Origin of the sequence: Streptomyces sp. McG3 (assembly GCF_018619185.1) — a bacterium.
Classification (GTDB): Bacteria; Actinomycetota; Actinomycetes; order Streptomycetales; family Streptomycetaceae; genus Streptomyces.
The window spans coordinates 21,868-48,318 of sequence record NZ_JAAXYC010000023.1 but is presented as its reverse complement, the minus strand read 5'-3'; the positions used below and the strand labels follow the sequence as shown (position 1 = coordinate 48,318).

20 protein-coding genes are annotated in these 26,451 nt (G+C 72.4%); 6 read left to right on the top strand and 14 right to left on the bottom strand.

Features of this window, described 5'->3' with window-relative positions:
• Positions 1–35: 35 nt before the first annotated feature.
• On the bottom strand, positions 36–833 hold the full coding sequence (locus tag HET64_RS06420) for an SDR family NAD(P)-dependent oxidoreductase (protein WP_215103065.1): 798 nt from the start codon (positions 831–833) through the stop codon (positions 36–38).
• A gap of 59 nt (positions 834–892) precedes the next feature.
• Here HET64_RS06420 and HET64_RS06415 point away from each other — a divergent pair, with 59 nt between their 5' ends.
• A complete protein-coding gene (locus HET64_RS06415) occupies positions 893–1,267 on the top strand; it encodes a MerR family transcriptional regulator (RefSeq protein WP_215103070.1) in 375 nt (124 codons plus the stop codon).
• Between the two features lie 13 nt (positions 1,268–1,280).
• Here HET64_RS06415 and HET64_RS06410 read toward each other — a convergent pair whose 3' ends face one another.
• Together HET64_RS06410 and HET64_RS06405 are read right to left on the bottom strand one after the other, a co-directional pair.
• Positions 1,281–2,651: an MFS transporter gene (locus tag HET64_RS06410; protein WP_215103064.1), complete on the bottom strand. Its 1,371-nt coding sequence runs from the start codon at positions 2,649–2,651 to the stop codon at positions 1,281–1,283.
• 31 nt (positions 2,652–2,682) lie between these two features.
• Positions 2,683–4,023 (bottom strand): FAD-binding oxidoreductase, encoded by a 1,341-nt coding sequence (locus HET64_RS06405; protein ID WP_308369849.1) that lies wholly within the window; start codon positions 4,021–4,023, stop codon positions 2,683–2,685.
• 167 nt (positions 4,024–4,190) lie between these two features.
• On the opposite strand from HET64_RS06405, the gene HET64_RS06400 reads away from it, so the two are divergent.
• The gene (locus tag HET64_RS06400) at positions 4,191–5,336 is read left to right on the top strand and encodes a helix-turn-helix transcriptional regulator (protein ID WP_215103062.1); all 1,146 of its coding nucleotides are present in this window, start codon (positions 4,191–4,193) and stop codon (positions 5,334–5,336) included.
• Between the two features lie 251 nt (positions 5,337–5,587).
• Here the strand turns inward: HET64_RS06400 and HET64_RS38795 are convergent, their stop codons facing one another.
• Positions 5,588–5,986, bottom strand: a complete 399-nt coding sequence (locus tag HET64_RS38795) for a hypothetical protein (protein ID WP_251144874.1) — start codon at positions 5,984–5,986, stop codon at positions 5,588–5,590.
• 74 nt (positions 5,987–6,060) lie between these two features.
• On the opposite strand from HET64_RS38795, the gene HET64_RS06390 reads away from it, so the two are divergent.
• On the top strand, positions 6,061–6,624 hold the full coding sequence (locus HET64_RS06390) for a TetR/AcrR family transcriptional regulator (protein ID WP_215103061.1): 564 nt from the start codon (positions 6,061–6,063) through the stop codon (positions 6,622–6,624).
• Positions 6,625–6,643: 19 nt separating this feature from the next.
• Here HET64_RS06390 and HET64_RS06385 read toward each other — a convergent pair whose 3' ends face one another.
• Positions 6,644–7,279 (bottom strand): maleylpyruvate isomerase N-terminal domain-containing protein, encoded by a 636-nt coding sequence (locus tag HET64_RS06385; protein WP_215103060.1) that lies wholly within the window; start codon positions 7,277–7,279, stop codon positions 6,644–6,646.
• Positions 7,276–8,160: an NAD(P)-dependent oxidoreductase gene (locus tag HET64_RS06380; RefSeq protein WP_215103059.1), complete on the bottom strand. Its 885-nt coding sequence runs from the start codon at positions 8,158–8,160 to the stop codon at positions 7,276–7,278. The genes HET64_RS06385 and HET64_RS06380 overlap by 4 nt, the downstream gene beginning before the upstream one ends.
• A gap of 136 nt (positions 8,161–8,296) precedes the next feature.
• On the opposite strand from HET64_RS06380, the gene HET64_RS06375 reads away from it, so the two are divergent.
• Positions 8,297–9,286 carry a GlxA family transcriptional regulator gene (locus HET64_RS06375; protein WP_215103058.1) on the top strand — a complete coding sequence of 330 codons (990 nt, stop codon included), beginning with the start codon at positions 8,297–8,299 and terminating at the stop codon, positions 9,284–9,286.
• A 51-nt stretch (positions 9,287–9,337) separates the two neighbouring features.
• On the opposite strand, the gene HET64_RS06370 is transcribed toward HET64_RS06375, so the two are convergent.
• From HET64_RS06370 to HET64_RS06350, 5 genes are all read right to left on the bottom strand, one after another.
• The gene (locus HET64_RS06370; RefSeq protein WP_215103057.1) at positions 9,338–10,222 is read right to left on the bottom strand and encodes an NPP1 family protein; all 885 of its coding nucleotides are present in this window, start codon (positions 10,220–10,222) and stop codon (positions 9,338–9,340) included.
• Between the two features lie 139 nt (positions 10,223–10,361).
• Positions 10,362–11,024 carry a class I SAM-dependent methyltransferase gene (locus tag HET64_RS06365; RefSeq protein ID WP_251144873.1) on the bottom strand — a complete coding sequence of 221 codons (663 nt, stop codon included), beginning with the start codon at positions 11,022–11,024 and terminating at the stop codon, positions 10,362–10,364.
• 83 nt (positions 11,025–11,107) lie between these two features.
• Complete coding sequence (locus HET64_RS06360) at positions 11,108–15,559, bottom strand: trypsin-like peptidase domain-containing protein (protein ID WP_308369845.1); 4,452 nt, start codon at positions 15,557–15,559, stop codon at positions 11,108–11,110.
• Between the two features lies 1 nt (position 15,560).
• Positions 15,561–15,935 carry a CU044_2847 family protein gene (locus HET64_RS06355; protein ID WP_215103055.1) on the bottom strand — a complete coding sequence of 125 codons (375 nt, stop codon included), beginning with the start codon at positions 15,933–15,935 and terminating at the stop codon, positions 15,561–15,563.
• A 102-nt stretch (positions 15,936–16,037) separates the two neighbouring features.
• Positions 16,038–18,620 (bottom strand): bifunctional FO biosynthesis protein CofGH, encoded by a 2,583-nt coding sequence (locus tag HET64_RS06350; protein ID WP_215103054.1) that lies wholly within the window; start codon positions 18,618–18,620, stop codon positions 16,038–16,040.
• 160 nt (positions 18,621–18,780) lie between these two features.
• Between HET64_RS06350 and HET64_RS06345 the strand changes: the two genes are divergently transcribed.
• Positions 18,781–19,482: an HAD family hydrolase gene (locus tag HET64_RS06345; protein ID WP_215103053.1), complete on the top strand. Its 702-nt coding sequence runs from the start codon at positions 18,781–18,783 to the stop codon at positions 19,480–19,482.
• A 114-nt stretch (positions 19,483–19,596) separates the two neighbouring features.
• On the opposite strand, the gene HET64_RS06340 is transcribed toward HET64_RS06345, so the two are convergent.
• From HET64_RS06340 to HET64_RS06330, 3 genes are all read right to left on the bottom strand, one after another.
• On the bottom strand, positions 19,597–23,085 hold the full coding sequence (locus HET64_RS06340) for a hypothetical protein (RefSeq protein ID WP_215103052.1): 3,489 nt from the start codon (positions 23,083–23,085) through the stop codon (positions 19,597–19,599).
• 212 nt (positions 23,086–23,297) lie between these two features.
• A complete protein-coding gene (locus HET64_RS06335; protein ID WP_215103051.1) occupies positions 23,298–24,782 on the bottom strand; it encodes a penicillin-binding protein 2 in 1,485 nt (494 codons plus the stop codon).
• Positions 24,783–24,939: 157 nt separating this feature from the next.
• The gene (locus HET64_RS06330; RefSeq protein WP_215103050.1) at positions 24,940–25,785 is read right to left on the bottom strand and encodes an LLM class F420-dependent oxidoreductase; all 846 of its coding nucleotides are present in this window, start codon (positions 25,783–25,785) and stop codon (positions 24,940–24,942) included.
• A gap of 120 nt (positions 25,786–25,905) precedes the next feature.
• Between HET64_RS06330 and HET64_RS06325 the strand changes: the two genes are divergently transcribed.
• Positions 25,906–26,382, top strand: a complete 477-nt coding sequence (locus HET64_RS06325; RefSeq protein ID WP_215103049.1) for a sel1 repeat family protein — start codon at positions 25,906–25,908, stop codon at positions 26,380–26,382.
• Positions 26,383–26,451 lie beyond the last annotated feature (69 nt).

Here is a 26,451-nt window from a genome sequence, read left to right as displayed (position 1 = left end):
TGACGGACCCGGCCCCGCCTGCCGGCCCGGGTCCGTCAGGCGCCGAGGCCCTGGCCGAACCCGCCGTCCACGGTCAGTTCCACCCCGGTGGTGAAGGTGGCCTCGACCGCCAGGTACAGCGCGGCGGCGGCGACCTCTTCCACGGTGCCTCCCCGGCCCATCGGCGTGGAGGCGTTGCCCTGTTCGACGAACTCGGCGCGCTGCTCCTCGGTCAGTTCGGCCACGCCCATGGTGGGGGTGAGGATGAATCCGGGGGCGATCGCGTTGACGCGGATCCCCCGGGGAAGCAGCTCGGCGGCGAGCACCTTCGAGAAGGCGGCGACGGCTTCCTTCGCCGCGGAGTAGGCGCTGAGACCGGGGAATATCTGGTCGTTGGAGACGGTGGTGAACACGATCGAACCGCCCTCGGCCATCAGCGGCGCCAGCCGCTGGACGGTGAAGAAGGCCCCCTTGGCGTTCACGTCGAAGATGCGGTCCCACGACTCCTCCGTGACCTCTTCGAGCGTCTGGAACTCGGCGATGCCCTGATTCACGAACAGGTAGTCGATGGAGCCGAGGCGGTCGGCGACCTGGTCCCGGAGGGCGTCGATCGCGCCGGCGTCGGTGACGTCGGAGCGCACCGGGTGGGCCAGCGGGGTGCCGAGCGCCGCCTGGGCCTCGGCCAGCCGCCGGTCGTCGCGCCCGGTGTACATCACTTCCGCGCCGCGGTCGGTCAGCGCCCGGACGATGGCCCGGCCCATGCCGATGGTGCCGCCGGTGACGACCGCCTTCCGGCCGGCCAGGGCCTTCGGGTCGGTGGTGGGACGGTGCAGGGTCTTGCGGTTCGTTGCCATGCCGGTGAAGCTAGACCTTGACATTGATGTCAGAGTCAAACTTCTGTGCCGGGAGTCACATGTTCATCGGCGAGCTGTCGAAGCGCACCGGCGTCAGTACCAGGAGCCTGCGGTACTACGAGCAGCAGGGGTTGCTGCGACCGCTGCGACGGGCCAGCGGCTACCGCGAGTTCAGCGAGCCCGACGTCGCCGCCGTACGCCGGATCCGGATCCTGCTCGCGGCCGGGCTGAACACCGAGCTGATCCGGGAAGTGCTGCCCTGCATGGCCGAGGAGGGCGCCATCCTGGCGCCGACCTGCGAGGAGATGGCCCAGGACCTCAAGCACGAGCGCGAGCGCATGGGCCGCTCCATCGAACAGCTCCAGGCCGCCCACGCCATGCTCGGCTCGATCATCCACGCGGGCGAGGCGGTCACCGCCGGCCGACGCGCCTGAGTCACCGCCTGACTCACCCGTGCCCGGACGACCGGGACCCCGTACGCCCGGCCGGGGCGACCGCCACCAACGCGGCGATTAGCGGGAAGAGCGCCACCACGCCGAGGGCCGTGGAGAGCGGCATCGACTTCGCCAGCGCGCCCGCGGTGGCGCTGCCGATGCCGCCGCCGACGAAGAACGTGAGGTTGAGCAGCCCCATCGCACCTCCGCGCCGGGCCGGTTCGATGTGCCCCGACATCAGCGCGGTGGTGAAGACCTGCGTGACGGAGAACGCGGAGAAGCCGAGCGAGGCGCCGAGGATCAGCAGCACGCCGGAGCCGGTCAGCGCGCCGGCGAGGGCCGCGGCGAAGGCGATCGAGACTCCGGCGAGGAGCCGGTTGCCGTGGTCGCCCGCGGTGAGCCGGCCGGCCATCCTGGAGAGCACCGCGCCGACGACCGCGCCGGGCAGCAGCCGGACGCCGACGGACAGGACGCTCCAGCCGTGGTCGCGGACGAGGAGCTGCGGTACGGCGTACATCGCGGCGAACAGGCCCCCGTACACGCCGATGCCGATGACGGCGGCTTTCAGGAACACGCGGTCGGTGACGAGCGCGCGCGGCACGAAGGAGGTGTCGCTGCCGCGGATGCGCCGGGTGAGTCCGGCGGCCGACAGGACCAGGACGGCGGCGGTGGCGATCACCAGGGGGGAGCCCAGCGCGAGCGCGGAGGACTGGATCAGCACGAGGAACGACATGGCGGTGAGCGTCAGCAGAGCGGCGCCCGGCAGGTCCATCGGGCGGCCGGAGTTCTTGCGCGCCGGCGCCCCGGCCAGGCACAGCGGAACGATGAGCAGGGAGAGCGCGGGCAGGACCAGAGCGATGCGCCAGGTCACCCACTCGGTGAGGACACCGCCCGCCAGGGTGGCGCCGGCCGAGAAGATCGCCATCGTCGCCCCGAATCCGGCGAAGACCTGCGGCCGCCGGTCCGGCGGCACCGAGGCGGTGAGCGCCATGGCACAGGCAGCCATGGCGCCGGAACCGGCGGCCTGGACGAAGCGCCCGGCCACCAGGACGCCGAGGTCGGTCGCGACGAGGCAGACGACGGCGCCGACCGCGAGGGCCAGCGAGCCGAGCAGCAGGGCGGCGCGCACGCCGCGGGTATCGGCGAGGCGGCCGAACAGCGCGGTGCCGACGCCGAGGGCGAGCGCGTGGGCCGTGAGGACCCAGGCCGTGGCGGTGGACGAGGCGTCGAGCGAGGACGCCACGTCGGGCAAAGCGACGCCGGCGGCGGTGACGCCGAAGACGACGGGGCCGAACAACGCCCCGTAACGCAGCCCGTCCGAGCGTGCTCCCGGGGAGGAGGCGGTGCCGGTCGACGCGGTCGACGCGGCCTCGTGCGTGGTCACGATGGACTCCAGAGGATGACGGCCGACTCGTTCACGGGCGCGGCGCGATGTTGTGGTTGAGCCGGAAGAGGTTGTCGGGGTCGACCGCGGCCTTGATCCGGGCCAGCCGGCCAAAGGTCTCCGCGTCGTAGCACTCCGCCGCCGAGTCGGCCGTGTCCGCCCCCGCGAGGAAGTTCAGATAGCGGCGGCCCGTGCTCCAGGGCTCCATCGCCCCGAGGACCACGTCCGGCGATCCGGGCGGAGAGAGGGTGGACAGCGTGTACGCGCCCTCGCGGACGCCGACCGCGTTGGGCACCTCGGCGGGCCGGGAGAGCGCGCCGCCGAGGTGACGCACCTCGACCATCAGGTCGCCGCACGACGAGCCGGCCCCGGCCGCCCGCAGCAGCGCCTCCATGGCGTCGCGGCCCAACTCCCGCAGCACGATGTTGCGTTCGTGGTACGGGAGCGGATGCGTCGGGTCCTGGTGGATGTCGGCCACCGAGGTGTACGGCATCTCGGCGACCGAGTCCACCAGCGGTGTACCGCACTCGCGCAGCGGACGGACGAGCCGCTCCCCCTCATCGGCCCGGCCGGTGAACGCGATCCGCACATGCGCCGCGAACGTCCCGCGGAGGAACTCCGGCACGTCCGGCACGTCCGGCAGCCGCAGCAACGACACGGAGGAGGTCATCCCCTCGGGCACGGTCGCGGTCCACTGCCGCCAGGTGTGCAGGACCCGCGCCGCCTGCCCGCCGGGGAAGTGGATCCCACCGCCGTAGAGCCGGCGCACCGGCATCAGGCCGAACCGGAGCCCGGTGACGATGCCGAAGTTCCCCTTGCCGCCGCGCAGCGCCCAGAAGAGGTCCGGGTGCCGGTCACGGGTGACCTGTCGGACGCTGCCGTCGGCGGTGACGACCTCGATACGGGTCACGTGGTCGGCGGCGAACCCGAACTGCCGTCCCAGCGGCCCGAGTCCACCGCCCAGCGTGTAACCCACGACGCCGACCAGCGGGGACGACCCGTTGAGCGGCGCCAGGCCGTGCGGCCCGCAGGCGGCTATCACCTGGTGCCACTGGGCTCCGGCCTCCACGTACGCCGTACGGGTGAGGGGGTCGACGGCGACCGCGTTCATCCGGCGGGTGGACACGAGGACACCTCCGCGCGCGGACGCCGCGATGCCGTGACCGGTCGCCTGAACGGCGATCGGGAGCGCCTCCCCGGCGGCGAAGGACACCGCGGCGGACACGTCCCCGGCCGACTGGGCGGCGACGATCAGGCCGGGCCGGTGCTGCCCGATCCGGTTGAAGCCCGCGAGTTCCCGTGCGTACCCCGCGTCCTCGGGGGTGAAGACCTCGCCCTTGAGCCGGGCGACGAGCCCGTCCAGGGAGCTCACGGCGATTCCCGGATGTTCGGGTCGTTCGGGTAGTCCGGCCACGATCACGTCCTTCCTCTCGTGCCGAGCGGCGGCGGTAGGAGGAGGAGTCTTCTCGCCCGGGAGGGCCTCTCCCATCCCCTTCTTGAGGGGTTGGAAGGTTCCGGCGGAACTGGCACATTCATGGGATGCCCGGTTCGACGATCTCCCGCACCCCGGCCTCCCGTACGTCGGTCGGCCGGGCGGAACTGCTCTTCCGGACCGCGAGGGCCGCCGACGCCCTCGGCCTGTTCGCCGAGGCCTCGGCCCACCTGCGACGGCTCATGCCGTACGACGCGGCGGTATGGCGCGTCACCGACCCGGTGACCGGCATGATGACGGCGCCCATCCGCGCGGAGAACCTGGACGAGGACGGCTGCGCCGTCTACTGGGAGTCCGAACTGTTCACCGAGAACGTCAACCTCTTCCGCGACCTGGCACGGGCCCCCGTGCCGGTCGCCGGACTCCGGCAGACCACCGGTGACCTGCCCGCGCGCAGCACGCTCTACGAGGCCTTCATGCGCCCGCGGGGATTCCACGACGAATTGCGAGCGGTCCTGCGCGTGGGGGGCCGTCCCCAGGGTCACATCAGCCTGTTCCGGGCCGAGGGGCGCCCGGCCTTCGACGACGCCGAGACCCGGCTGATCGCCTCCGTCGTCACTCCGCTCGCCAAGCAGTTGCGCTCGTTCGCCGAGCCCGCCCCGCAGCCGCAGCCGGGCGGCCCGCACGGCCCCGGACTCCTCCTCTTCGACGCGAACGGCACACTGCTGTCGTTCAACGACGACGCCCTGGCCTACCTCGACACCCTCCCCGAAGGCCCTGCCGTGCCCTCGCCCCAGGGCATCCGGGTGCCGGCCTGGGTCCAGGCGACCGCGATGAAGGCCCGCGCCGTCGCACAGGAGCGGGACCGCGGCCAGGCCCGTGCCCGGGTACGGAACCGGGCCGGCCGCTGGCTGGTCTGTCACGCCTCCTGCCTGCGGGAGGCGGGCGGCGGACCGGGTGCCTCCGCCGTCGTGATCGAGCCCGCGAAGACTTCGGAGATCGTGCCCCTGATCGTGGACGCGTACGAGCTCACCGACCGGGAGACCGAGGTCACCCAGTACATCGCCCGCGGTCTCCCGACCGGCGAGATCGCCGCACAGCTGCGCCTCTCCCCGCACACCGTCCGGGACCACATCAAGGCGGTCTTCGAAAAGGCCGGGGTCTCCAGCCGTGGCGAACTGGTGGGCAAGCTGTTCACCGAGCACTACGCGCCCCTGGCCGAGAAGAACATGACCCGGGTCGGTGCGGACTGACGACGGACGGCCCCGCGCCGGTCATCGGTCACCGGCGTCCGGCGGCCGCTGCCCCCGGCTGTGCGCGACGAGCAGCACGTCCCGCGGAGACAGGACGGCCTGCGTCAGCGCGAACCGTACGGCGACCTCGCCGGCCGCCCGATCGGAGCATCTGATCGCGTCAGCCACTGCATCGAGGTCGCCGGCGGCCACCCCGGCCTGATCCCCGTGCGCGACGGCAAGGTTCCCGTCGGCCCCGTGCTCCTCGTCCGTCAGTCCCCGGCCCGCGCCCCGGCCCACGCGCGGGCGGCCGTCACGTCCTGCGTGGCCATCGTCGGGCAGCCCCACAGCTGTTCGGCGCTGTGGATCGATGCCGCGCGCTCCGCCGGGAGGTCCGCCGGCGCCACGAAGGCGAGGCCGCGGCAGAGCTCCGTGAGGCCGGGCCGGATCAGCTTGAGGGTCCGGACGCGTTCGGCGGTGGAGGTACCGGATGCCGCCGGAGCGGGAGTGCTCCCCTGTGGCGGTGCGGGCATCAGGAGGATCGCCGCGAACGGCTCGGCACGCTCGGTGAGAGCGCGCAGTTCGTCGAGGACCAGCGCTTGCGCCTGGTCCATGGGCAGCCCCGAGGCGTCGATCTCCCGTGGCTCCCGTGCTGCTCCCCGTAGGTCCATCAGCCGACCCTAGCAGCATTAGCGACCAATGGTCACTAATATGGCCCCACCCCTCCCTGCGTACGCTTGCCCCGATGAACAGCACCGGAAGGAACGGGCCCGGGCGGCCGCCGCGGCTGAGCCGGGAGCGGATCGCCGATGCCGCCCTGCAAGGGGACGTGACGACGCTCACCATGCGGGAGCTCGCGACGAGGCTCGGGGTCGCGCACTCGTCGCTGTACCGGTGGGTGCCCGATCGCGACGGCGTACTGGACCTCGTCAGCGAGGTCATGGTCGGCCGGGTGCTCCCCGAGGACGAGCCCGACGCCGCGACCTGGCTCGACTGGCTGGAGCGGCTCGCGTGGGCGATGCACGACGAGTTCCTGGCTGTGCCCGGATACGCGGCGCACGTGGCCCGCCCGCACCGCCACCACCTCGCATCCTTCGAGCGGCTGCACGGCAAGGCCGTCGCGGCGTTCCGCGCGGGCGGCGCGGACACCCGGCAGGCCGAACAGAACTGGTCCGTCTTCGGCCTGGGCGTGGTCCGTTGGCTGGCGGCGGCGGGCAGCGCCCCGGCGGAGCCGCCGTTCGGCCTCTACCTCGGCACGCTGCTGCGCGGCCTGCCCCGCCACGACGAGGGACACCGCCCCGGCGCATGACCTCCGCCCGGGACCCGTGTCAGCGCACGGTGCCGTCCCACTGCCACTCCACGCGCCGGGGCAGCCCGGGGAGCGCGGCCCGGCCCGTGCACCACAACAGCGTGTCGGACGGGCGGTGTCCGGAAGGCGCGCCGGGGAAGAGACGGGCCAGGACGGCGGCGCTCGTGGGGTCGGGCAGGTCCCACGGGACACCGAGGGCGCGGGTGATGTCGTGGGTGTGGAGGGTCAGTTCGGTGATCGCCATGGCGGCGAAGCCGCCGGCGTCGGAGTGACCCCAGGGGTGCCAGGCCCGTACGTCCGGCGCCGTGCCGCGGACGGTGGAGGCGGCGAGGGCCGAGGCGATGCGGAGGCCGTCCAGGCAGTCGGCGACGGGTGCCTCGGGGTCGAGGGAGGCGAAGAGCGTGATGTAGCGGTCGGTGGGGCGGGCGATGAGCAGGCCCGCGTAACCGGTCAGGCCGAGGGCCAGGTGGTCCAGGGTCTGGCGGCAGCTCCAGTCGAGGCCGCGGGCGGGGCGCGACCAGTCCCGCCCCGCCGCCTCCCCCAGGGCGGTCAGGCTGTCGTCGGTGGCGGTCGCGAGCAGGTCCGCCCAGCGCGGGGCACCAACCGGGCGCGCCGCCGGGGCCGGAGGGGTGACGGCCGCCCGGGTCACCGTCACGCGCCGGCCGCCCTCTTCGTCAGGACCTCGATGACGCTCGCGTAGCTGTCGGAGCCGTGGCCCGCGTCCCGGGCGCGTTCCATGGTGGCCTTGAGGAGTTCGGGCAGGGCGTTGTCGAGGCCCCGGGCCGCCGCGGCGTGCAGGAGGTGGTCGATGGCCGCGATCTGTACGTCGACGGTGGCGTCGTCGCCCGGGTAGCGGCCGGCGTCGACCTGGCCGGCGTAGGTGGTGAGGAACCCGGTCACGGCGCCCAGCCAGCGGATCGCGACCGGGGTGAAGGCCGTGGCCTCGATCTTCTCCGCGCCGACCAGGGCGGTGCCGTGCAGCCAGCCGGTCATGGTGGACCACATCAGGCCGAGCAGCGCGGCGTCGTAGAGGGAGGCCAGACCCGGCTCGGCGCCCAGGTGCAGGGGGTCGCCCAGGGCCGCCAGGGTCGGGCGGTGGGTCTCGAAGGCGGTCGGCGAGCCGCCGTAGAGGAACATCATCTCGGGGCTGCCGACCCCCGGCGGAGTGGTCATGATCGCGCCGTCGAGGTAGTCGGCGGAGTGCGAGCGGGCCCACGCGGCGGCTTCCCGGGCCTGCTCGGGCGACCCGGAGGTGAGGTTGACCAGGGATTTGCCCGCCAGGTCACCCGCGACGGGGTCGAGGGTGGCGTGCAGCGCGTCGTAGTCCAGTACGCACACGATGATCAGCGGGCTCGCCGCGACGGCCTCCTCGGGCGTCGCGGCGAGCTCGGCACCGCGCTCGGCCAACGCCCGCGCCCTGTGCGCCGAACGGTTCCACACCGTGGTCGGGTGCCCCCGCTCCAGCAGGGTGGCTGCCAGCGCCGATCCCATCTGACCCAGCCCGATGACCGTCACGGCCGAACGCTCGGTACCCATGTTCCGACAACTCCCTGTACGTCTGCCCACGCCTGGGCCGGTTGATCACGTACGCACCACGCTCGCAGCAGGAGAAGGGCGGGAGAAGTGACACCAGTGACGGCGACCACCAAATTCCTGCCATACGCTGCACCGTATGAGCGCTGGTTCCGTCGCCGTGGTCGTGACCGAGGAGATCCGCCTTCCCTCCTGGGACCTGTACGAACTGAGCATTCCCTGCACGGTGTTCGGGAAGCCGCAGCCCGACCTGGCGGACCCCTGGTACGACCTGCGGCTGTGCGGCACGCGGGAGGCCGGCGCGGACACTCCGGCGACCGGGGCCGGACTCTCCCTGCACACCCGCTACGGCCTGGCCGACCTCGCGGGCGCCGACACCGTCATCGTGCCCTCGGTGCCCGACCCCTGTGTCGACGAGGGCCGGCCGCTGGACCCGGCACTGATCGCGGCTCTCCGCCTCGCCCACGACGCCGGTGCCCGCATGGTCTCCCTGTGCACGGGCGCCTTCGCCCTCGCCGAGGCGGGCATCCTCGACGGCCGGCGCGCCACCGCCCACTGGATGCACACGGCCCAACTGGCCGACCGCTACCCGAAGGTGCGGGTCGACGACTCGGTGCTGTACGTGGACGACGGCGACGTCCTCACCAGCGCCGGGCTGACCGCGGGACTCGACCTCTGCCTCCACCTCGTACGCCGCGACCTCGGCGCCCACGTGGCCAACCAGCTGGCCCGCCGGATGGTGGTGCCGGCCCACCGCCCCGGCGGCCAGGCTCAGTTCATCGACCAGCCCGTGCCCGCCACCGACGACCGGGGCCTGGCGCCCGTGCTGGACTGGGCCCGGGCGCACCTCGACCAGCCGCTGACGGTGGAGGACCTGGCCCAGCGGGCCGCGATGAGCCCGCGCACCCTCTACCGGCGGCTCCAGGCGGCCACCGGGGTGACCCCGTTGCAGTGGCTGCTGAATCAGCGGCTGCGACGGGCCCAGAGCCTGCTGGAGTCGACGGACCTGCCGATCGCCAGGATCGGGGAGCTGAGCGGCCTCGGCACCGCGAACAACCTCCGGCACCACTTCGTCAGACAGATCGGGGTGTCGCCGAGCGACTACCGCCGCGCCTTTCCCCTGGCGTGACGGACGCCCTCGCCGCCCGGGATCCGGGCCCCGGGCGGCGGGGGGCGCCTCTCAGGCCCAGGGGTCGAAGGGGATCCCGGCGGGCTTGGAGTTGTTGAGCAGATTGCGGAAGCGGTCGTCCTTGTCGGTGACCTTGATGGTCGCGGAGCCGAAGTCGGCGTTCATGAGCCGGTCGCGCAACTCCGTGCTGGGGAAGCCGTTCCAGTCGACGACCGGCGGGTATCGCCAGGTGCCGTAGTGGTTCTCGGGCGGCTCGTCGTTGCCGTTGGCGAGGCGGAAGAAGTGCGTGCTCGGCCCGTCCTTGTGGTAGACGGCCTTGGGATGCGAGCCGTCGAACCGCACCTGCGAGCGCGGATAGGTCTTCACCGTGCTGTGCTGCGTCGTCGAGACGTAGTCCACCTGGTCGGAGCCCTGGTTGACCCAGGAGATCACATGCTCGAAGTCGTGACGGTGCCCGCCGAGTCCGCTGCCGTGGACGGCCTGGTCCTTCTCGAAGTAGGTCGCGTAGACGATGCCGCACCAGCCGTTGTTGCACTTCGACCGGGCATACGTCTGCGAGTTGTCCAGGTCCCCCCGGTCCCGGCAGCTGCCGTTGATCGCGCCGGTCGTCTTCAGCCCGGGCGCGAGGGTGCCGTCCGGACCGATGGCGGGGGTGGCGTAGCAGCCGTCGCCGTCGTAGTCGAAGGCGGGCGAGAACGCCTGCTCGTAACCGCCCGCGTTCTGGGGGAGGCTGCCCGGCGGATCGGCGTGGGCGGCGGAGGCGGTGCCCAGCACGAGGAGACCGGCGGCGGCGAGGACGGCGGCGGTGCGGGTGGTGCGCTTGCGGACGGCACCTGTGGCGCCGAACCGGTGGCGAAGGGGAAGCGGAACGCTCGCACCGGCGGGGTCGGCACCGCTGTTCCCGGCGGGCGTTGGGGGTATCGGCGGAGTTCGCATGGTTTCTCGCTCCTGACTCATCGGGCACATCAGCACGTGGCGACGGGGTCGGCCTCCGCAAGAGTTGCCCGGGTCATGACAGAAGGAAACGGAAGGCCGGCCCCCACCCGCGTCACGGGCGGCGCGACGCCGGGCCGTGCTACGCCTGACGGGCTTCCGGCTTGTGGGCCATAAAGCCGGCGACCGGCCGCTTCGCGCCCTCCTCGGGCTCCTGAAGGGTCCGCCCCGTGATGACGAACCCGGCCCGCTCCAGCAGTTCGGCGATCCGGTCCCCCGGCAGCCGGTAGCTGTCGAAGGGGACGGCGGGGCCTCCGTAGCCGTACGTCAGCTGCCGGTGCCCGTCGTCGCCGACCCGGGTGACGATCAGCAGGTGCCCGCCGGGCGCCAGCGTCCGGTGGAACTCGGCGAACGCGCCGGGGAGCGACTCCGGCGGCAGGTGGTGCGTGGAGTAGAACGCCAGGATGCCGCCCAGTTCGCCGTCCCCCGTCTCCAGCGCGGTCATCGAGCCGACCTCGAAGCGCAGTTCCGGATGGGCCGCGCGGGCCAGCCCGACCATCCTCGGCGAGAGATCGATCCCGAACGCGGAGACCCCCAGCCCGGTCAGGTACGCGGTCACCTTGCCCGGCCCGCAGCCCACGTCCGCCGTCGGCCCGAGGCCGGACGACGTGACGAGCTCGGCGAAGGCGGCCAGCACGGCGCGCGACAGCGGGTCCAGCTCACTCGGGTCCTTGACGGTCCGGGCGTAGTCGGCGGCGACGGCGTCGTACGACTGCCGGATCGTGTCCAGGTGCGGGGGTTCCATCACCCCGTGACGTTATGCCGACCCCAGGACGGACGGCTATGGGTGTGACCGAGCTGTGTGGATCTCCCGGAGTACAGGTCGGCTCAGGCCGGGCAGATCCCTTCGGGCAGGCCCGAGGGCAGACCGGAGCGCTCCTCCGCCGTGAGGTCGCGGCCGACGACGGCGCACAGGTGCCGCTTCCAGAGCTCGGGGTCGAGATGGATCAGGTCCAGACGGCCGCGGTCTCCGTTGCCTCCCCCGAAGCTGCCTCCGGAGAGCGTACGCAGCAGAGTCCTGCCGTCCTTGGTGGCCGCCAGGAAGTGCTGGTGCGCCGCGAAGTCGTACGTCTGGTAGGCGTTGGAGTCCGCGAGCTGCTGGAAGCGCACCGAGCCGCCGTTCGCGACGAAGAACTCACCGCCGGCCCCGGTGAAGCCGAAGACGAATCCGTCCCCGGTGAAGCGTTCGTCGGAGCCCAGTGGCCCGAGCGGTCCGACGAGTCTGGCCGGCCGTTCTCCGGTCGCCGTCGACCACATCTCCATCATGCCGCCGGGCGACTTGGCGGCCGCGTAGCTACCGCTGCTGTCGCGGACCGCCCGTTCGATCCTCGGGCCCAGGCGGACGCGCAGATCCTTGTTCTCCTTGCCGGTACGCAGATGAACGGCGTGCAGGACCGGGGCGCGGGCGACCATGACCTGCACATAGCCCTTCTCCGCATGGGGGTTCACCGCGAAGCCCGAGTCCACGGCCTCCGGGCGGCCGGAGCCGAACAGCGGCGGGTTCTTCTTCGTGAGGCCCAGCAAACGGGCGTCGATGACGGGGGACAGGCGGCGGCCGGTCCTGGCGTCCCAGTGCTCGATCCGGCTGCCGGAGAGGGTCACGAGTTCGTCGCCGCCCCGGAGAAAGGTCAGCGTCAGCGCTTCCGGGGCCCCGCCCCGGTCCTCCGGGGGCGCGTGTGTGCTGACCTCCGCCACCTGGCGCAGCGACGGAATCTCCCGGATCTGGACCCGGTCGCGGTCGACCACGTCCGCCACGAGCGTTCCGGCGTCGTTCACCAGCAGGTCATGCTCCACGGCCCGGTCGACCACCACGGCAGACGTGGGCCGTTTCACCTCGGTGGTGATCCGGCCGGTCGCCGCGTCGACGAGCGCCAGCGTCTCGCCCTCGTCGGGCTCGTCCAACTCCCTGATCTGGGCCACCAGGGACTTGCCGCCGTCGACCAGGCGCGGAGAGCCGACGATGATGTCGGAGCCGTCGACTCCGCGCGGGATCAGCGGCTGGGCCGTCACGTGGTTGTCACCGTAGGAGACCACCGGAACGACCGGGTGGCTCGCGTCCTGGAGGAGACGGCCGACGACCAGGTCTGGCGGCGCCACCTCGGCCCGCGTCACGCGGCTGCCACGTCGCGTGCCGACGATCATCCACAACCCATGGTGGTTCGCTACGAAACGATCGCCCTTCTCGTCGACGGCGATGCTTCCGCAGTCGCTGTTGTACCCGGTGTCGTGCGTGTAGCTGTTCAGTGGCCGCCCGTCCTTCACCCGCAGAGCACGGTAGACGGCGAGGTCGTCGTCGCCCTTCTTCACCTGACGGCAGAAGACCAGAACGCCGCCGTCACCGGACAGCGCCGTCGCCGAGCCGTACATCGCACTGTCGTCGACGCCGTCCGCCAGCTCACGGACCTTTCCCGTACGGACGTCCACCACGTCCATCACGAGGTCGCTGCCACCCGCCACGGACCGGCTGACCACCAGGGTGTTCTCGTCGGGTCCGAACCACACGGACTCGCTCCTCGCGACCGGCCCGCCCGGCACGTCCTGGCGGCGCCCCGTCGCCAGATCCCACAGCGTCAGCCGACCGTCCACCATCGTGACCAGGCTTCCGGCGTCCGGCGAGAGAGCCATCAGTCTCTCCTCCACGCCCACCCAGCCCAGGGTGTCGGCCATCTTCTCGAACTCCGGTCCTCGCAAACCGGGTTGCGGCCGGAGCAGGTCCTCCGGACGGCCGGCGGCGAGGTCGACCTCGTACCGGACCAACGTGCCCGCCGCCGAGACATGAGCGACCTGCCGGCCGTCCCGGCTGACCAGCGGGTGGAAGGCCATCTCGTCGAGGTCCAGGTGGAGCCGCTGGACGCGTCCTTCGGCCTGGCGGACGAACAGGGTGGCGCGCCCGTTCTCGGTCGCCACGAGCGTCACCGCGCCGTCCACGCTCATCGCCACGTCCCGGATGCTTCCCTCCGCCCCGCTCAGGACCCACGCGGCGTTCTTGACCTGGTCGTACCTGCGGAGCACGGCGTTGCGGGCCTCGTTCGTGGGCGCGATGCCGTACGCGCCCATGGCGATCAGCGCGGCCTGTCCCGGATCCTGTTCGGCGACCTCGGCGGAGTAGTTGGCCAGCAGACGCGACCGCCCGTCCTGCTGACGCTGCGTGCTGACGCGCTCCTGGTAGACGAGGAAGGTGCCGAGTCCGACGATCAGCGCGAACACCACAGCGGCCGCCGTCCCGGCCGCGCGGCCGCGAGCGCGCCGCAGACGTCGACGGCGGCGCGCCCGCTCCAGGAAGTCACGCTCGGGCGCGTCGAGTTCCGGCTCCCGGTCCTTCACCCAAGCCTGGATGGAGGCGAGTTGAAGGCCTCCCGGCAGCAGGGCGGCCGGCCTGCCCTGCTTCGTCCAACGCTCGCGGTCATGGTTCAGCTCCGCGCGGCCCGTCAGGAACCGCTCGTCCTCCCGCACCTGATCCCTCAGCGCGGGCCACACCTCGATCAGCTTCTCGTGGGCCAGCTCGGCGGTCTCCGGCTCTCCGTCGCCTCCGCGCAGCACGAGCAGCCGGAACGGCTGAGCGCCGAACGACTTGGCGAGCTCCCATCCGGCCTCGCCCGCCCCGCCCCGCGTGAGCCTGCGGCGCAGTGGCGTCCCGCTCCCGGGCAGCACTCTCACCAGGCCCCTGAGGAGCCTGGCGGCGGCCATCCGCTCACTCTCGCCGACGTACTGCCTCCATGCCTTCTCGCAGTGCTCTTCCAACGCGCCCTCGACCCCGTGCAGCGCCACGTACGTCGACGTGCGCAGCCGGCCGGCGGACCGCTCGTCCCACAGCCGTTTCAGCAGGAAGCCGAGGAGCGGCAGATTCTCCGGCTCCCGGCACGCGTCGTCCAGAATGCGGTCGGCCAGCCCCGGGTCGTACTCCACCGCCGGAGCCTTCTCCACCGGTCTGTTGATCACGTCCCGGAGCTGGCTCCGTGACATCGGCGTCAGCGGAAGCAGGCGGCTGCCGCCCACCAGGGGGCCGAGGCGGGGATGTCTGAGCGCCGCGTCCATGAAGTCGGACCGGAGTGTGACGAGCAGCAGGGATCCGGCCGTCGGATCGCTTTCCGGGAAGAGAAGTCCGGCGACTTCGTCGAACTCCTCCTCGTCGAGTTTCAGGAGTGCCTCGGCCTGGTCGAGGACGACGAGGCATCTGCCGTCCGAAGCGCCTCGCAGGCGGTTCAGCGTCTGCACCAGGCCTCGGTCCGCCAGCCACTCCTCCACCTGGTCGACGCTCTCCGCCCGCCGGTCCCCGTACCGTCCGGTGCGTACGGCTTCGTAGAGGTCGACGGCCAGTCGGGAGAGCAGGGGGCCATCGGCGCCGGCGTTCACCACGATCGCGTCGGGGCCGAGCCGGTCGTCGTCCTCCGCCTCGCCGCTCTCGCGCCGCATCCGGGGAACCACTCCGGCCAGCGCCAGCGAGGACTTGCCGCAGCCCGACGGTCCGAAGAGCGTGACAGCCCCGTGTTTCTCCAGCGCGGCGACCACGTCCTCGATGTCGCTGTCGCGGCCGAAGAAGATGTCCTCGTGGCGCTCCTGGAAGGTGTCGATGCCCCGGAACGGATGCGCGGCCAGCGCGCGATCGAGATCGGGCAGCTTCCGCAGCGCCGCTTTCACGCTGATCGCGAAGGACTGCTGGGTGGCGTCGCGGTTCCGCTGGGCCGCGACGACGATGCCGACCGCCGCGCCGCGCCGCTCGTCCCAGACAGGGCTGCCGCTGTAGCCGCGGGTGATGTGGGTCGTCCGGCTGTCGGCGCGGGAGAGCTGGATCCAGTCGCCCGACGACTTCCCGCTGAGCTCTCCCCGGTGCCAGATCACACCCAGTTCGTCGTCCGGGAATCCCACGACGCGCACCGGCCGGTGCGACACCGCGTCGGAGGCTGCCACCGGCAGCGGACGAGTGCCGGGCACCGCATCGCGCAACCGCAGCACCGCCACGTCCCCGCAGTGCTTGGGCTCCTCCGGTATCCACTGCTCGACCTCGGCGACGAAGTGCCGCTCACCGGGCCCGTCGGCGAGCGGGAATTCGATCAGCACCTCGGCGCCGACGGCGACATCGAGGTCCCGTCCCCTCGCCAGCGCGTCGAACACGACATGAGCACAGGTCAGCACGCGGTCCGGGGTGACGAGGAAGCCGCCTCCGGCGATCGCGCCGTTGCCTCCTCTGACCCGGACGACCGCCGCGTTCAACGCCTCGTCGGCGCTCGGCGCCTCTTCCTCCGGCCCCATGGAGTCCGCGTCCCCCCGTAAGCCGGTCACGTCAGCCCTCGTCCGGTGCGGGCTCGTTCGGCTCGACCGCGTCGCCCTTGTGCCACGCCAGGCTCACCGAGAAGTTCGCCGCCGTCGAGGTGCTGGCGATGACCACGTCCGCCTCGGCCGACAGCGACACACCGAACTCCAGGGTGATCTCGTCCGGCGCGTTGGCCATTCCCCGGAACCTGCCGACGAAGCTCTCCGCCACCGGCCGCACCGTATCCAGCATCTGCCCGAACGACCGCTCCGCACGGGCTACGGAGCGGTCTCCGCGGCCGACCCGCACCAGGGAATCGTCCACCTCACGGATCTGCACACGGATCGCCTCGTCGCTGCCGTCCTCCAACGGCACCTCGACCGTGCGGACAGGACTTTCGCTCACTGCGACCTCCAGCGTTCGGGAGGGGCGATCATAACGAAGGCAACTGTCCGCACGGTCGGGGTGGTTGGGGTTCGGCGCGGCGGCCGCGCCTCTCCCCCGCTCTCAGCTGGGCAGCACCGGCAGCAGTTCCGGCAGATGCCCGTCCGAGGCCGTCGCCGCCGCCACGCGTTCGGCCGGGACCTCCCCGTACAGGGTCGTGCGGGGGCGGGACGGGCGGCCCGCGAGTTCGGCGATGGCCTCCAGGCCCTGGATCGAGCGGTACGAGCCGTAACTCGACCCCGCCATACGGGAGATGGTCTCCTCCATCAGCGTGCCACCCAGGTCGTTCGCGCCCGAGCGGAGCATCTCCGCCGCGCCCTCCGTGCCGAGCTTCACCCAGCTCGTCTGGATGTTGGTGATGTGCGGGTGGAGCAGGAGTCGCGCCATCGCGGTGACCGCGCGGTTGTCACGGTCGGTCGGGCCGGGGCGGGCGATGCCGGCCAGGTAGACCGGGGCGTTGGTGTGGATGAAGGGGAGGGTGACGAACTCCGTCAGCCCGCCCGTCTCCTGCTGGAGCCGCGAGAGGGTACGGAAGTGGCCGAGCCAGTGGCGGGGCTGGTCCACGTGCCCGTACATCATCGTCGAGGACGAGCGCAGGCCCACCTCGTGGGCGGTCCTGATGACCTCCAGCCAGGTGGCCGTGGGCAGCTTCCCCTTGGTGAGGACCCAGCGGACCTCGTCGTCCAGGATCTCCGCCGCCGTGCCGGGGATCGAGTCCAGCCCGGCCTCCTTGGCGGCGGTCAGCCAGTCGCGGATCGACAGGCCGGTGCGGGTCGCCCCGTTGACGACCTCCATGGGCGAGAACGCGTGCACGTGCATGCCGGGGACGCGTTCCTTCACCGCACGCGCGATGTCGAAGTACGCCGTGCCGGGCAGGTCCGGGTGGATGCCGCCCTGCATGCAGACCTCGACCGCGCCGACGTCCCACGCCTGCGCCGCCCGGTCCGCGACCTGGTCCAGGGAGAGCGTGTACGCGTCGGCGTCGGTGCGGCGCTGGGCGAAGGCGCAGAAGCGGCAGCCGGTGTAGCAGACGTTGGTGAAGTTGATGTTCCGCGTGACGATGTACGTGACGTCGTCGCCGACCACGTCCCTGCGCAGCGCGTCCGCGATCCGGCACAGCTCGTCCAGCGCCGGGCCGTCCGCGTGGAGCAGGGCGAGCGCCTGGTCGTCGGTGAGCTTCGTCGGGTCGTCGGCGGCCCGGCTCAGCGCCTGGCGTACGTCGGCGTCGATGCGGGACGGGACCATGCCGGGGGCCGCCGCCTCGCGGAGCGCCTCCCAGTCCCCGTACACCTCGTCGAAGTCGTCGCGGCGGTCGCCCGTGCGGCCCTCGGTGTCGATGGTGGTGTGGAGGTCGGTGCGGCCGAAGGAGCTGAAGCCCTCGTCCGGTTCCTGCCAGGGCAGGCCGACGGGGATCGCGTCCTCGCGGGCCAGGCCCGTCTCCGGGTCGGCCAGGGCGCGGACGTGCGGGAGGAGGCGGGGGTCGAGCCAGGGCTCGCCGCGCTGGATGAACTCGGGGTAGATGGTGAGGCGTTCGCGGAGTGTGAAACCCGAGTCGGCTGTCTTTGCGGCCAGTTCGTCGATGTGCGGCCAGGGGCGCTCGGGATTCACGTGGTCGGGGGTCAGCGGCGAGACCCCGCCCCAGTCGTCGATGCCCGCGCCGATGAGCAGCGCGTACTCGGCGTCCACCAGGTTCGGCGGGGCCTGGATCCGGGCGGACGGGCCGAGGATGTGCCGGGCCACCGCGATGGCGGCGGCCAGCTCCTCCAGCTCCGCGTCGGGCATCCCGCGCATCGCCGTGTCCGGCTTGGCGCGGAAGTTCTGCACGATGACTTCCTGGATGCCGTGGTAGGCGCGGGCGGTCTTGCGCAGCTCGAAGAGGGAGTCGGCGCGCTCCTCGTAGGACTCGCCGATCCCGATCAGGACGCCGGTGGTGAAGGGGACGTTGGAGCGCCCCGCGTCTTCGAGCACCCGCAGCCGTACGGCCGGTTCCTTGTCCGGGGAGCCGTGGTGCGGGCCGCCCGGCTCGGACCACAGGCGGGTCGCCGTCGTCTCCAGCATCATCCCCATCGAGGGGGCCACGGGCTTGAGGCGCTGGAGGTCGGTCCAGGTCATCACCCCGGGGTTGAGGTGGGGCAGCAGGCCCGTCTCCTCCAGGACCCGGATGGCCATCGCCCGTACGTACGCGAGGGTGTCGTCGTACCCCTCCGCCTCCAGCCACTCCCGTGCCTCGGGCCACCGGTCCTCGGGGCGGTCACCCAGCGTGAACAGCGCTTCCTTGCAGCCCATCGCCGCACCCTCGCGGGCGATGGCCAGCACCTCGTCGGGCGACAGGAACATGCCGTGGCCGGCCCTGCGGAGCTTGCCGGGGACGGTGACGAAGGTGCAGTAGTGGCACTTGTCACGGCAGAGGCGGGTGAGCGGGATGAAGACCTTGCGCGAGTACGTGATCACGCCCGGCCGGCCCGCCGCCTCCAGGCCCGCGTCCCGTACGCGGGCGGCGGAGGCCGCCAGATCCGTCAGGTCGTCGCCGCGCGCCCGGAGCAGGACGGCGGCCTCGGTCACGTCGAGGGCGACTCCGTCACGGGCGCGCTTGAGCGCGCGCCGCATGGCGTTGGAGGTGGGGCGTCCGCTCTGAGCATCGGTCATGAACCGAGCATACGAGCGAGGCGCGCGCGCCGGACCAGGGCATCGGGGGTCGCTTGTCGGGGAATCGCCGGTCGCGACAGGCTCATGGTCACTCGTGCGTGCCGACTCACCCGGATGAGACCCCGCCGACGGCGTCCTCGCGCTTAGTGTCGGAACGGTGATGGAAACGATCGTCCTCGACATCGGCGAAACCCTCGTACGCGACGACCGGCACTGGGCGTCCTGGGCCAACTGGCTCGGCGTACCACCGCACACGCTCAGTGCGCTGGTGGGCGCGGCCGTCGCCCAGGGCCGCGAGGCCACGGACGCGCTGCGCGTCCTGCGCCCCGATATGGACGTCGAGGAGGCCTACCGCGCGCGGGCCGCCGCCGGGCGCGGAGAGCACCTCGACGAGTCGGACCTCTACCAGGACGTCCGGCCCGCGCTGGGCGAGCTGCGGGCCGCGGGCGTCCGGGTCGTGGTGGCGGGGAACGGCACGGTCCGGGCCGGGGAGCTGCTGCGGGGCCTGGACCTGCCCGTCGACTTGGTGGCCACCTCGGACGAGTGGGGCGCCCGGAAGCCGGACCCGGAGTTCTTCGCGCGGGTGGCGGAGGTGGCGGGGGCCGCCCCGGAGGCGACGCTGTACGTGGGCGATCACCCGGCGGAGGACCTGTTCCCGGCCGCGGCGGCGGGGATGCGGACGGCGCACCTGCGGCGGGGGCCGTACGGGCACTGGTGGGCGGAGCACCCGGACGTGGTGGAGACGGCGGACTTCCGCATCGACGCGCTGACGGAGCTGGTGGGCCTGGCGCTCCCTGCGGACCCGGCCGGGGAGAAGGAGCCGCGGGCGGAGCGGCCGAGGACACTGCGGGCGGTGCGCTAGAGGGGCTGCCTCGCCGATCGCCCCGGGGGCCGGCGTGCGCGCGGTGGCCGGCCCGGAAACCACCGGCGGCCTCCCACCGGGTGTCCGGTGGGAGGCCGCTGGAGGTCGATACGCCTAGGCGACCGCCTTCGTCGCCTTGCTGACCGCCGCCCCACTGGCGTGGCCGGTGAGGTGCGCGGTGACCTTCACCGTGATCGTCCGGCCCCGCTGGGCCGCCTTGAGCGGCAGCGTGGCGGCGGTGGCCCCGGAGATGGCCGCACCGTTGGCGTACCACTGGTAGGCCCAGGACGACGGCTTGGGCGCCCACGCGCCGCGGCCGACGGTGAGCGTGGACCCCACCTTGGGCGTCCCGGAGATCACCGGCGCGACCGTCGCCTTCGGGGCGTCGCCCTTGACGACCGTGACCGCCGCGCTCGTCGCGCCGCCGTCGGCGTGCCCCGTCAGCCGGGCGGTGACGGTGACGGTGATCTTCTTGCCGAGCTGCGACGCCGGCACGGTGTACGTGGCGGCCGTCGCACCGGAGATCGCCACACCGGCCGACTTCCACTGGTAGGCGTACGAGGAGGGCTTGGGCGCCCAGGCGCCGCGGCCGACCCCGAGCGTCGCGCCGACCTCGGGCGCCCCGGAGACGACCGGCGCGACCGTGGCCTTCGGGGCGTCACCCCTGGCGACCGTGACGGCCGCCGAGGTCCCCTGGGCGTCCGGGTCGCCGGTGCGGCGGGCGGTGACGGTGACGGTGATCTTCTTGCCGAGCTGCGTCGCCGGTACCGCGTACGTGGCGGCCGTCGCACCGGAGATCGCCGCACCGTCCGCCTTCCACTGGTACGCGTACGAGGTGGGCGTCACCGTCCAGGAACCGGTGCTCGCGCTCAGCGTCGCGCCGACCTCGGCCTCCCCGGTGATCACCGGCGGCCGGGTGGACGCCAGCCGCGCGGGCGTGACGGTGAACGAACCCCGCGGGTGGGCGACGGCGTTGTGCGTGACGACGGTGACGTTCCAGACGCCGGACGCGACGCCCGTCAGGTCGAGGACCGCCGTGAGCGTCCTGCGGTCGGCGGAGACGGCGGTGGTCGTCGACTCCACCTCCTTGCCGCCGAGGCTGAGGCGGACGATGTCGTCCTTGTGCAGCGCCGTGCCCGTGAGCGTCACCGTGGCCTTGCCGCCGGCAGCGGCGGTGGTCGGGCTGACCGTGCCGATGGTGACCGTCTCCGCACCGCAGCGGATGCCGGAGCAGACGGCCTCCGCCGAGTACGAGGTCTTCGCGGCGGTCTCCGGCAGCGACAGGACCAGGGTGCTCGGGGTGGGGTCCTTGGAGTAGGGCTCGTCGACGCCGCACCGGTAGCCGGTGGGGATGTACCGGACGCAGCCGTTGTTGAGGCCGGCGTCGTAGAGCGAGGGCACCGCCGTCTCCTCGGCGCCGTCCGTGTCGCTGATCTTCATGTCGAAGCGGTCGCGGTAGGCGGTCGGCAGCGACGCGCAGAAGGTGCTGTGCGCCTCGTCGAGGGTGCCGGTGACGGGGCCGTACCCGTAACTGACGTTGGGTACCGCGACGCACCCTTCGGCGGGGCCGGCCGCGGTGGCGACGCGCACGGCGTCGAACCGGTAGTCGGGCGCGGCCTTCAGCCCGGCGCGCACGGTGACCAGGACCTGGTAGCTGGTGGAACCGGTGACCGCGCACGCCTGGTTCCGGTTGCACAGGGCCTCGCCGTTCGCGCCGTAAGCCACCACGTTCGCGGTTCCCAGGGCGTCGCGCACGTCCACGTGCACGGTGTCCTCGGCGTCGGTGGTGGTGATCTGGCGGCAGCGCAGCTCACCGGGTGCGCCCATCGCACCGCCGGAGGAGGGGCCGCCGGCCCGGACCACCGGGTTGGGCGTGCAGCCCTTCGCGGTGGCGGTGACGTCCCTGCGGGTCAGCGTGTAGGTGGTCGTGCTGTCCCGGCCCGTGAACAGCACGGTGTACGCGGCGCCGGGCTTCAGCTCGCAGGTCGTCCAGGTGCTGGTCGAGGGGTAGACCGAGCAGGCCTCGACGCCCTTCTCGTCCAGCACCGTGAACTCGGCGGTCAACGTCTGCCCCGGTGCGGCCCGGAGCTGGATGTTCTCCCGCCCGCTGTGCGCGTCGGCGGGGATGCTGAGGCACTGCGAGAAGACTCCGTCGCCGGTGGTGATCCGGGCGGCGGGGCTCTGTGCGGTGAAGTCGCCGGCCGGGAAGGCCGGGCAGCCGGAGGCGACGTCGGTGCGGTGCAGCGCCAGGGCGTAGGCGCCGGTCGCCGGGTCGTCGTCGTCGGTGGAGATGTGCAGCCGGAACGGCGCCTTGCCGTCCAGCTCGCAGGTGCCGGACGTGAGGGCGGTCCCCGCGCACTGGTACGCGCCGTCTGCGTCGTACACCGTCGTCTCGGGGTGCGGGCCCGGCCCGCCGAGGGACTTCAGGGCGGCCATCCGGGCCCCGGTGGGAAGGTCCAGGGAGACGCAGTCGATCTCCCCCGCCGAGGCGAACCCTGACCGGTGCAGACCCATTCCGGCGGGTACGCAGCCGGCGTCCGAGGCGCGGTCGATGATGAGGGTGGCCTGGTCGGTGTAGACCGTGTAGTCACCGGCCGCGGGCAGATCGCACCCGTCCCAGGTGGTGCAGACGGTCTTGCCGGCGCGGTCGTAGACCGTGAGCTTGGTACGGGAGGTGCCGACCGCGTAGACCTCGTGGGGGCCGGCGTGGGCCGCGGTGAACGTCTTGCAGCCGGTGGCCGGAGTCACGGTGGTGGGCGCGGAGTTGTAGGCGTTGACCGGGATGCGGGCGCAGCCGGCCGGGTCGGAGATGCGGCGGACCTTCAGCCTGTACTCGGCCGGGAAGCCGCCCTCCGCCTCGACGACGTGGGACAGGACGCGGTAGGGGCCGTCGCCCGGGAGCACGCAGCCCTCGTTGTCGTCCTCGTTGAAGTGCGGGCAGATCCGGGCACCGGTCTCGTCGGTGATCCAGGAGAGGCCGTAGCCGTAGGTGGTGGTGGTGATCTCGTGGGTGAGCCGCTCGCCCGGCTTCCCCTCGATCCGCACGCACTGCACGGCCGTCGGGCCCGCGGTCATGGCCACGAGGGGCGGGGTGTCCCAGCCGGTGGGGATCGGGGCGGCGCAGCCCTCGTCCGTGCCGATCGGGACCAGCCCGAAGGTGAACTTGCTGGTGTCCGCCCAGTCGTTGACCAGCCGCAGCGTGTACGTGCCGGTGCGATCGAGACGGCACCAGCCCTCGCCCCACTGCGGGTCGTAGCAGTCGACCTGCTCCTCGCCGTCGTAGACCGTGGTGTGCACGTTGTGGCTTCCGGTGCCCGACTCCAGGAGGCGGTGCAGGCCCGGCTCCGCGACGGTGAAGGTGAAGCAGGCGGTCCCGTCGGCGGGGAGGGTGAGCGTGTTCCCCTCGGGCGCGGCCTCGCCGTACGCGGAGAGCGGGAAGGACGGGCAGTCCTCGGCGGCGGCGGCCGGGGCGGCGGTCGTGGCGGTGGCGGTGCTCGCCCGCGCCGCCCCCACCGGGGCCACCAGCGTGACCAGAACGGTGAGCGTGAGCAGAAGTGCGGTGTACGCCGCGGATCTCGCGGCCGTACACAGACGTGGTGGCATGGGTCCGTTCCCCCCGGAGCGGTGAAGGATGTGCTCCGGGTCTCCGCGGACAGCTCGTTCGGCGGGCCGCTGAGCACAGCGATATGTGCCCGCCCTGTGAAGGGGCGGGCACATGATGATCGCACAGCTGAGCGACCGGACGACATGTCAATTCGGCGCCGCCGCGGCGGTCCCCGATCCGGCCCGGTCCGAACGAGCGGCCCGGAGGGTTCTCAGTCCCCCAGCACCGCCTGCATCACGCTCTTCGCGATCGGGGCGCCGAGTCGGCCACCTGAGATGTCGGAGCGGGAGATGTCCATGTCCGTCGGGTCGATGAACACGGCGACCGCGACCGAACGGCCGTCGTCCTTCTTGCCGTAGCTGACGAACCAGCCGTACGGGACCTCGTCGCGGACGTTCACGCCGCGCTGGGCGGTGCCCGTCTTGCCGCCGACCGTCACACCGTCGATCAGGGCACGCTGGGCGCTGCCCTCCTTCGCGGTGTGCTCCATCATCTCCTGGACCTTCTTCGCCGTCTCGGACGAGACGGCCTGGCTCATCTCCATCGGCTCGTTCTTCTCCAGCGTGGAGAGGTCCGGGCCGCGCAGCTCGTCGACGATGTAGGGCTGCATCAGCTTGCCGTCGTTGGCGAGGGCCGCCGTGACCATCGCCATCTGCATCGGGGTGCTGGTGAGGCTGCCCTGGCCCATGCCGGTGAGGGCCGTGCCGGGCTTGTCGAGCTTCGGCGGGTAGAGGCTCTTCGTGGCGAGCATGTCGCCGAACTCCTCCGCGTACACGTCCTCGTTGAAGCCGAACTTCTCCGCCGTCTCCCGCATCCGGTCCTCACCCAGTTCGGACGCCGCGTCGAGGAAGACGTTGTTGCAGGAGTACTGCATGGCGGTCTTCATCGACGCCTTGTTGCACACCGCGTCGCCCGCCTCGCTGCCGATCTTGTTGGTGGAGAGCGGCAGGGGATACGGCGAGACCGCGTCCGTCCGGGCGTCCACGTCCGTGACCACACCGTGCTCCAGCGCCGCCGCGGCCGTGAGGATCTTGAAGGTGGAGCCGGGCGGGTAGGTCTCGCGCAGCGGGCGGTTGGCCAGCGGCTTGCCCTTCTTCTTCTCCAGTGCCGTGAAGCGGTCGCTCTCCTTGAAGGAGATACCGGCGAAGGTCTCGGGGTCGTACGAGGGGGTGGAGACCAGGGACAGCACCTTTCCGGTGCGCGGGTCCAGGGCGACCACCGCGCCCCGGGCGCCCAGGTCCGTCAGGCCCTTGTAGGCCGCCTTCTGCGCCTTGGCGTCGATCGTGGTGATCACGTCGCCGCCGCGCCGGGGCTGCCCCGTCAGGATGTCCTTGGCGTGCCGGAAGGCGAACCGGTCGTCCTGACCGCTGAGGACGCTGTCGTAGGTCCGCTCCAGCAGCGAGGTGCCCCGGGACTGGGAGGCGTACCCGGTGACGGGCGCGTACATCGCGCCGTCCTTGTTGGTCCGGAGGAACGCGTAGTCCCGGCTCTCGGTCTCCTTCGATCCGGTGATCGCCTTGCCGCCGACGATGATGTCGCCGCGCGGGGTGGCGAACCGTTCGAACCGCACGCGGGCGTTGTTCTCGTGCTGGGCCAGCTCCTGGCGGTCGACGTGCTGGAGCCAGTTCGCCCGCAGCAGCAGGGCCAGCACCAGCAGCCCACAGAAGATGGCTATGTGCCGCAACGGCCTGTTCATTCCACTCCCCACCCGGTCGGGCTCCGGTCCGCACGGCGGGGCGTCCGCCGGCCGGGCCCGCGTATGCGTTCCCCGATGAACAAGGATGCCCTGTGGGCGCGACCGGTTGCACCGGCGGCCCCGGGCAACCCCTCCTCGGCGGTACGCGGCGTAGCCGTCAGAGGTACGCGGCGTAGTCGTCCAGCGTCCGCAGGACCTCCGCCTCGCCCGCAGGGGGCAGCTGGAGAACGACCTCCTCGATGCCCAGCTCCGCGTAGTGGGCGAGCTTCCCCGGGCTGGGCAGCACCGCGTACGGCACCACCTTCGGGCCCTTCGGGTCGCGCCCGGCCGCTTCCCAGGCCGTCCGCAGCCTCGGCAGGGACTCGGTGAGGCCCCCGCCGCCGATGGGCAGCCAGCCGTCCGCGTACTCCGCGATGTGCGCGAACAGCTTCGGGCCCGCCCCGCCGCCGATCAGGGTGCGCGGGCCGTTGACCGGGCCGCGGGGCCGCTGGGCCGGCTTGGGGTGCGCCTCGCTCGCCCGTACGGAGCCGAACCCGCCCTCGTACCCGGTCGGCTCGTCCGCCCACAGGGCCCGCATCAGGGCCATCCGGTCCCGCCCCAGCTCCCGGCGCGTCGACCACTCGACCCCGTGGTCGGCCGCCTCCTCGACGTTCCAGCCGTAGCCGATGCCAAGGGTGAACCGGCCGCCGGAGAGGTGGTCCAGGGTGGCCGCCTGCTTGGCCAGGTCGATCGGGTCGTGCTGGGCGACCAGGGTGATGCCGGTGCCCAGGGCGAGACGCTCGGTGACGGCGGCGGCCTGGCCGAGGGCGACGAACGGGTCCAGGGTGCGGCCGTACTCCCGGGGCAGCTCACCGCCCATCGGGTACGGCGTGCTGCGGATCACCGGGATGTGCGTGTGCTCGGGCAGGTACAGCCCGCCGAACCCCCGCTGTTCCAGCTCGCGGGCGAGCCTGACCGGGGTCACCGTCTCGTCGGTGAGGAAGATCGTTGTGGAGATCCGCATCGAGAACACCTCCGTCGTCCGTCAGCGCGTCATGCGTGCGAAGGGCCAAGGTATGCCGTACGACAAGGAAATCCGAGACCGTCGTCCGTGTGCGTCGGGAGCGGACGGAGAGGAGTTGCGATGGGGCCGGGACCGGGTCCGGGGCTGGGGTACTTCCTGTTGCCGGCGGGCGGAGCGCTGAGCCTGACGGGGGTCGTCACCGGCAACGGCACGCTGATCAGCCTGAGCTGGATCATGTGGGTGCTCGGGATCCTGCTGGTGTTCCGGAGCCGTTCCCGCCGCCCCGTCGATCCGGCCGCGCTCGCGGCGGCGGCCGCCGCCGGGGACGCCCGGGCCGTGCGGGCGCTGCGGGGGCTCGCCCTGACCGCGCGGGCCGAGGGGCGTCCCGACACGGCCGAACGGCTGCTGCGGCAGGCGGTGAAGGCCGGTGATGTGGAGTCGATGTGGGAGCTGGGCCGCCTGGTCGAGCACCGCGAGGGACTGGCGGCGGCGGAGCCGTGGTTCCGGATGGCGGCGGAGGCCGGGCACGCGGTGGCCAAGCGGCTGTTCCGGCCGGGCGGAGCGCTGCACCCGGACGGGGCGGACCCGGCGCCGTAGGTGGAGGGATCAGCCGTAGGTGGAGGGATCACGAGCGTTGTCGACGCTCGTGATCCCTCCACCTGAGCC

What these genes read in the sequence shown, in the direction of transcription:
- HET64_RS38795 (WP_251144874.1), bottom strand. Translation starts at nt 5,986, where the DNA reads ATGGACCTACGGGGAGCAGCACGGGAGCCACGGGAGATCGACGCCTCG.
- HET64_RS06330 (WP_215103050.1), bottom strand. Translation starts at nt 25,785, where the DNA reads ATGCGGATCTCCACAACGATCTTCCTCACCGACGAGACGGTGACCCCG.
- HET64_RS06390 (WP_215103061.1), top strand. Translation starts at nt 6,061, where the DNA reads ATGAACAGCACCGGAAGGAACGGGCCCGGGCGGCCGCCGCGGCTGAGC.
- HET64_RS06340 (WP_215103052.1), bottom strand. Translation starts at nt 23,085, where the DNA reads ATGCCACCACGTCTGTGTACGGCCGCGAGATCCGCGGCGTACACCGCA.
- HET64_RS06365 (WP_251144873.1), bottom strand. Translation starts at nt 11,024, where the DNA reads ATGGAACCCCCGCACCTGGACACGATCCGGCAGTCGTACGACGCCGTC.
- HET64_RS06345 (WP_215103053.1), top strand. Translation starts at nt 18,781, where the DNA reads ATGGAAACGATCGTCCTCGACATCGGCGAAACCCTCGTACGCGACGAC.
- HET64_RS06370 (WP_215103057.1), bottom strand. Translation starts at nt 10,222, where the DNA reads ATGCGAACTCCGCCGATACCCCCAACGCCCGCCGGGAACAGCGGTGCC.
- HET64_RS06420 (WP_215103065.1), bottom strand. Translation starts at nt 833, where the DNA reads ATGGCAACGAACCGCAAGACCCTGCACCGTCCCACCACCGACCCGAAG.
- HET64_RS06400 (WP_215103062.1), top strand. Translation starts at nt 4,191, where the DNA reads ATGCCCGGTTCGACGATCTCCCGCACCCCGGCCTCCCGTACGTCGGTC.
- HET64_RS06415 (WP_215103070.1), top strand. Translation starts at nt 893, where the DNA reads ATGTTCATCGGCGAGCTGTCGAAGCGCACCGGCGTCAGTACCAGGAGC.
- HET64_RS06335 (WP_215103051.1), bottom strand. Translation starts at nt 24,782, where the DNA reads ATGAACAGGCCGTTGCGGCACATAGCCATCTTCTGTGGGCTGCTGGTG.
- HET64_RS06375 (WP_215103058.1), top strand. Translation starts at nt 8,297, where the DNA reads ATGAGCGCTGGTTCCGTCGCCGTGGTCGTGACCGAGGAGATCCGCCTT.
- HET64_RS06380 (WP_215103059.1), bottom strand. Translation starts at nt 8,160, where the DNA reads ATGGGTACCGAGCGTTCGGCCGTGACGGTCATCGGGCTGGGTCAGATG.
- HET64_RS06350 (WP_215103054.1), bottom strand. Translation starts at nt 18,620, where the DNA reads ATGACCGATGCTCAGAGCGGACGCCCCACCTCCAACGCCATGCGGCGC.
- HET64_RS06325 (WP_215103049.1), top strand. Translation starts at nt 25,906, where the DNA reads ATGGGGCCGGGACCGGGTCCGGGGCTGGGGTACTTCCTGTTGCCGGCG.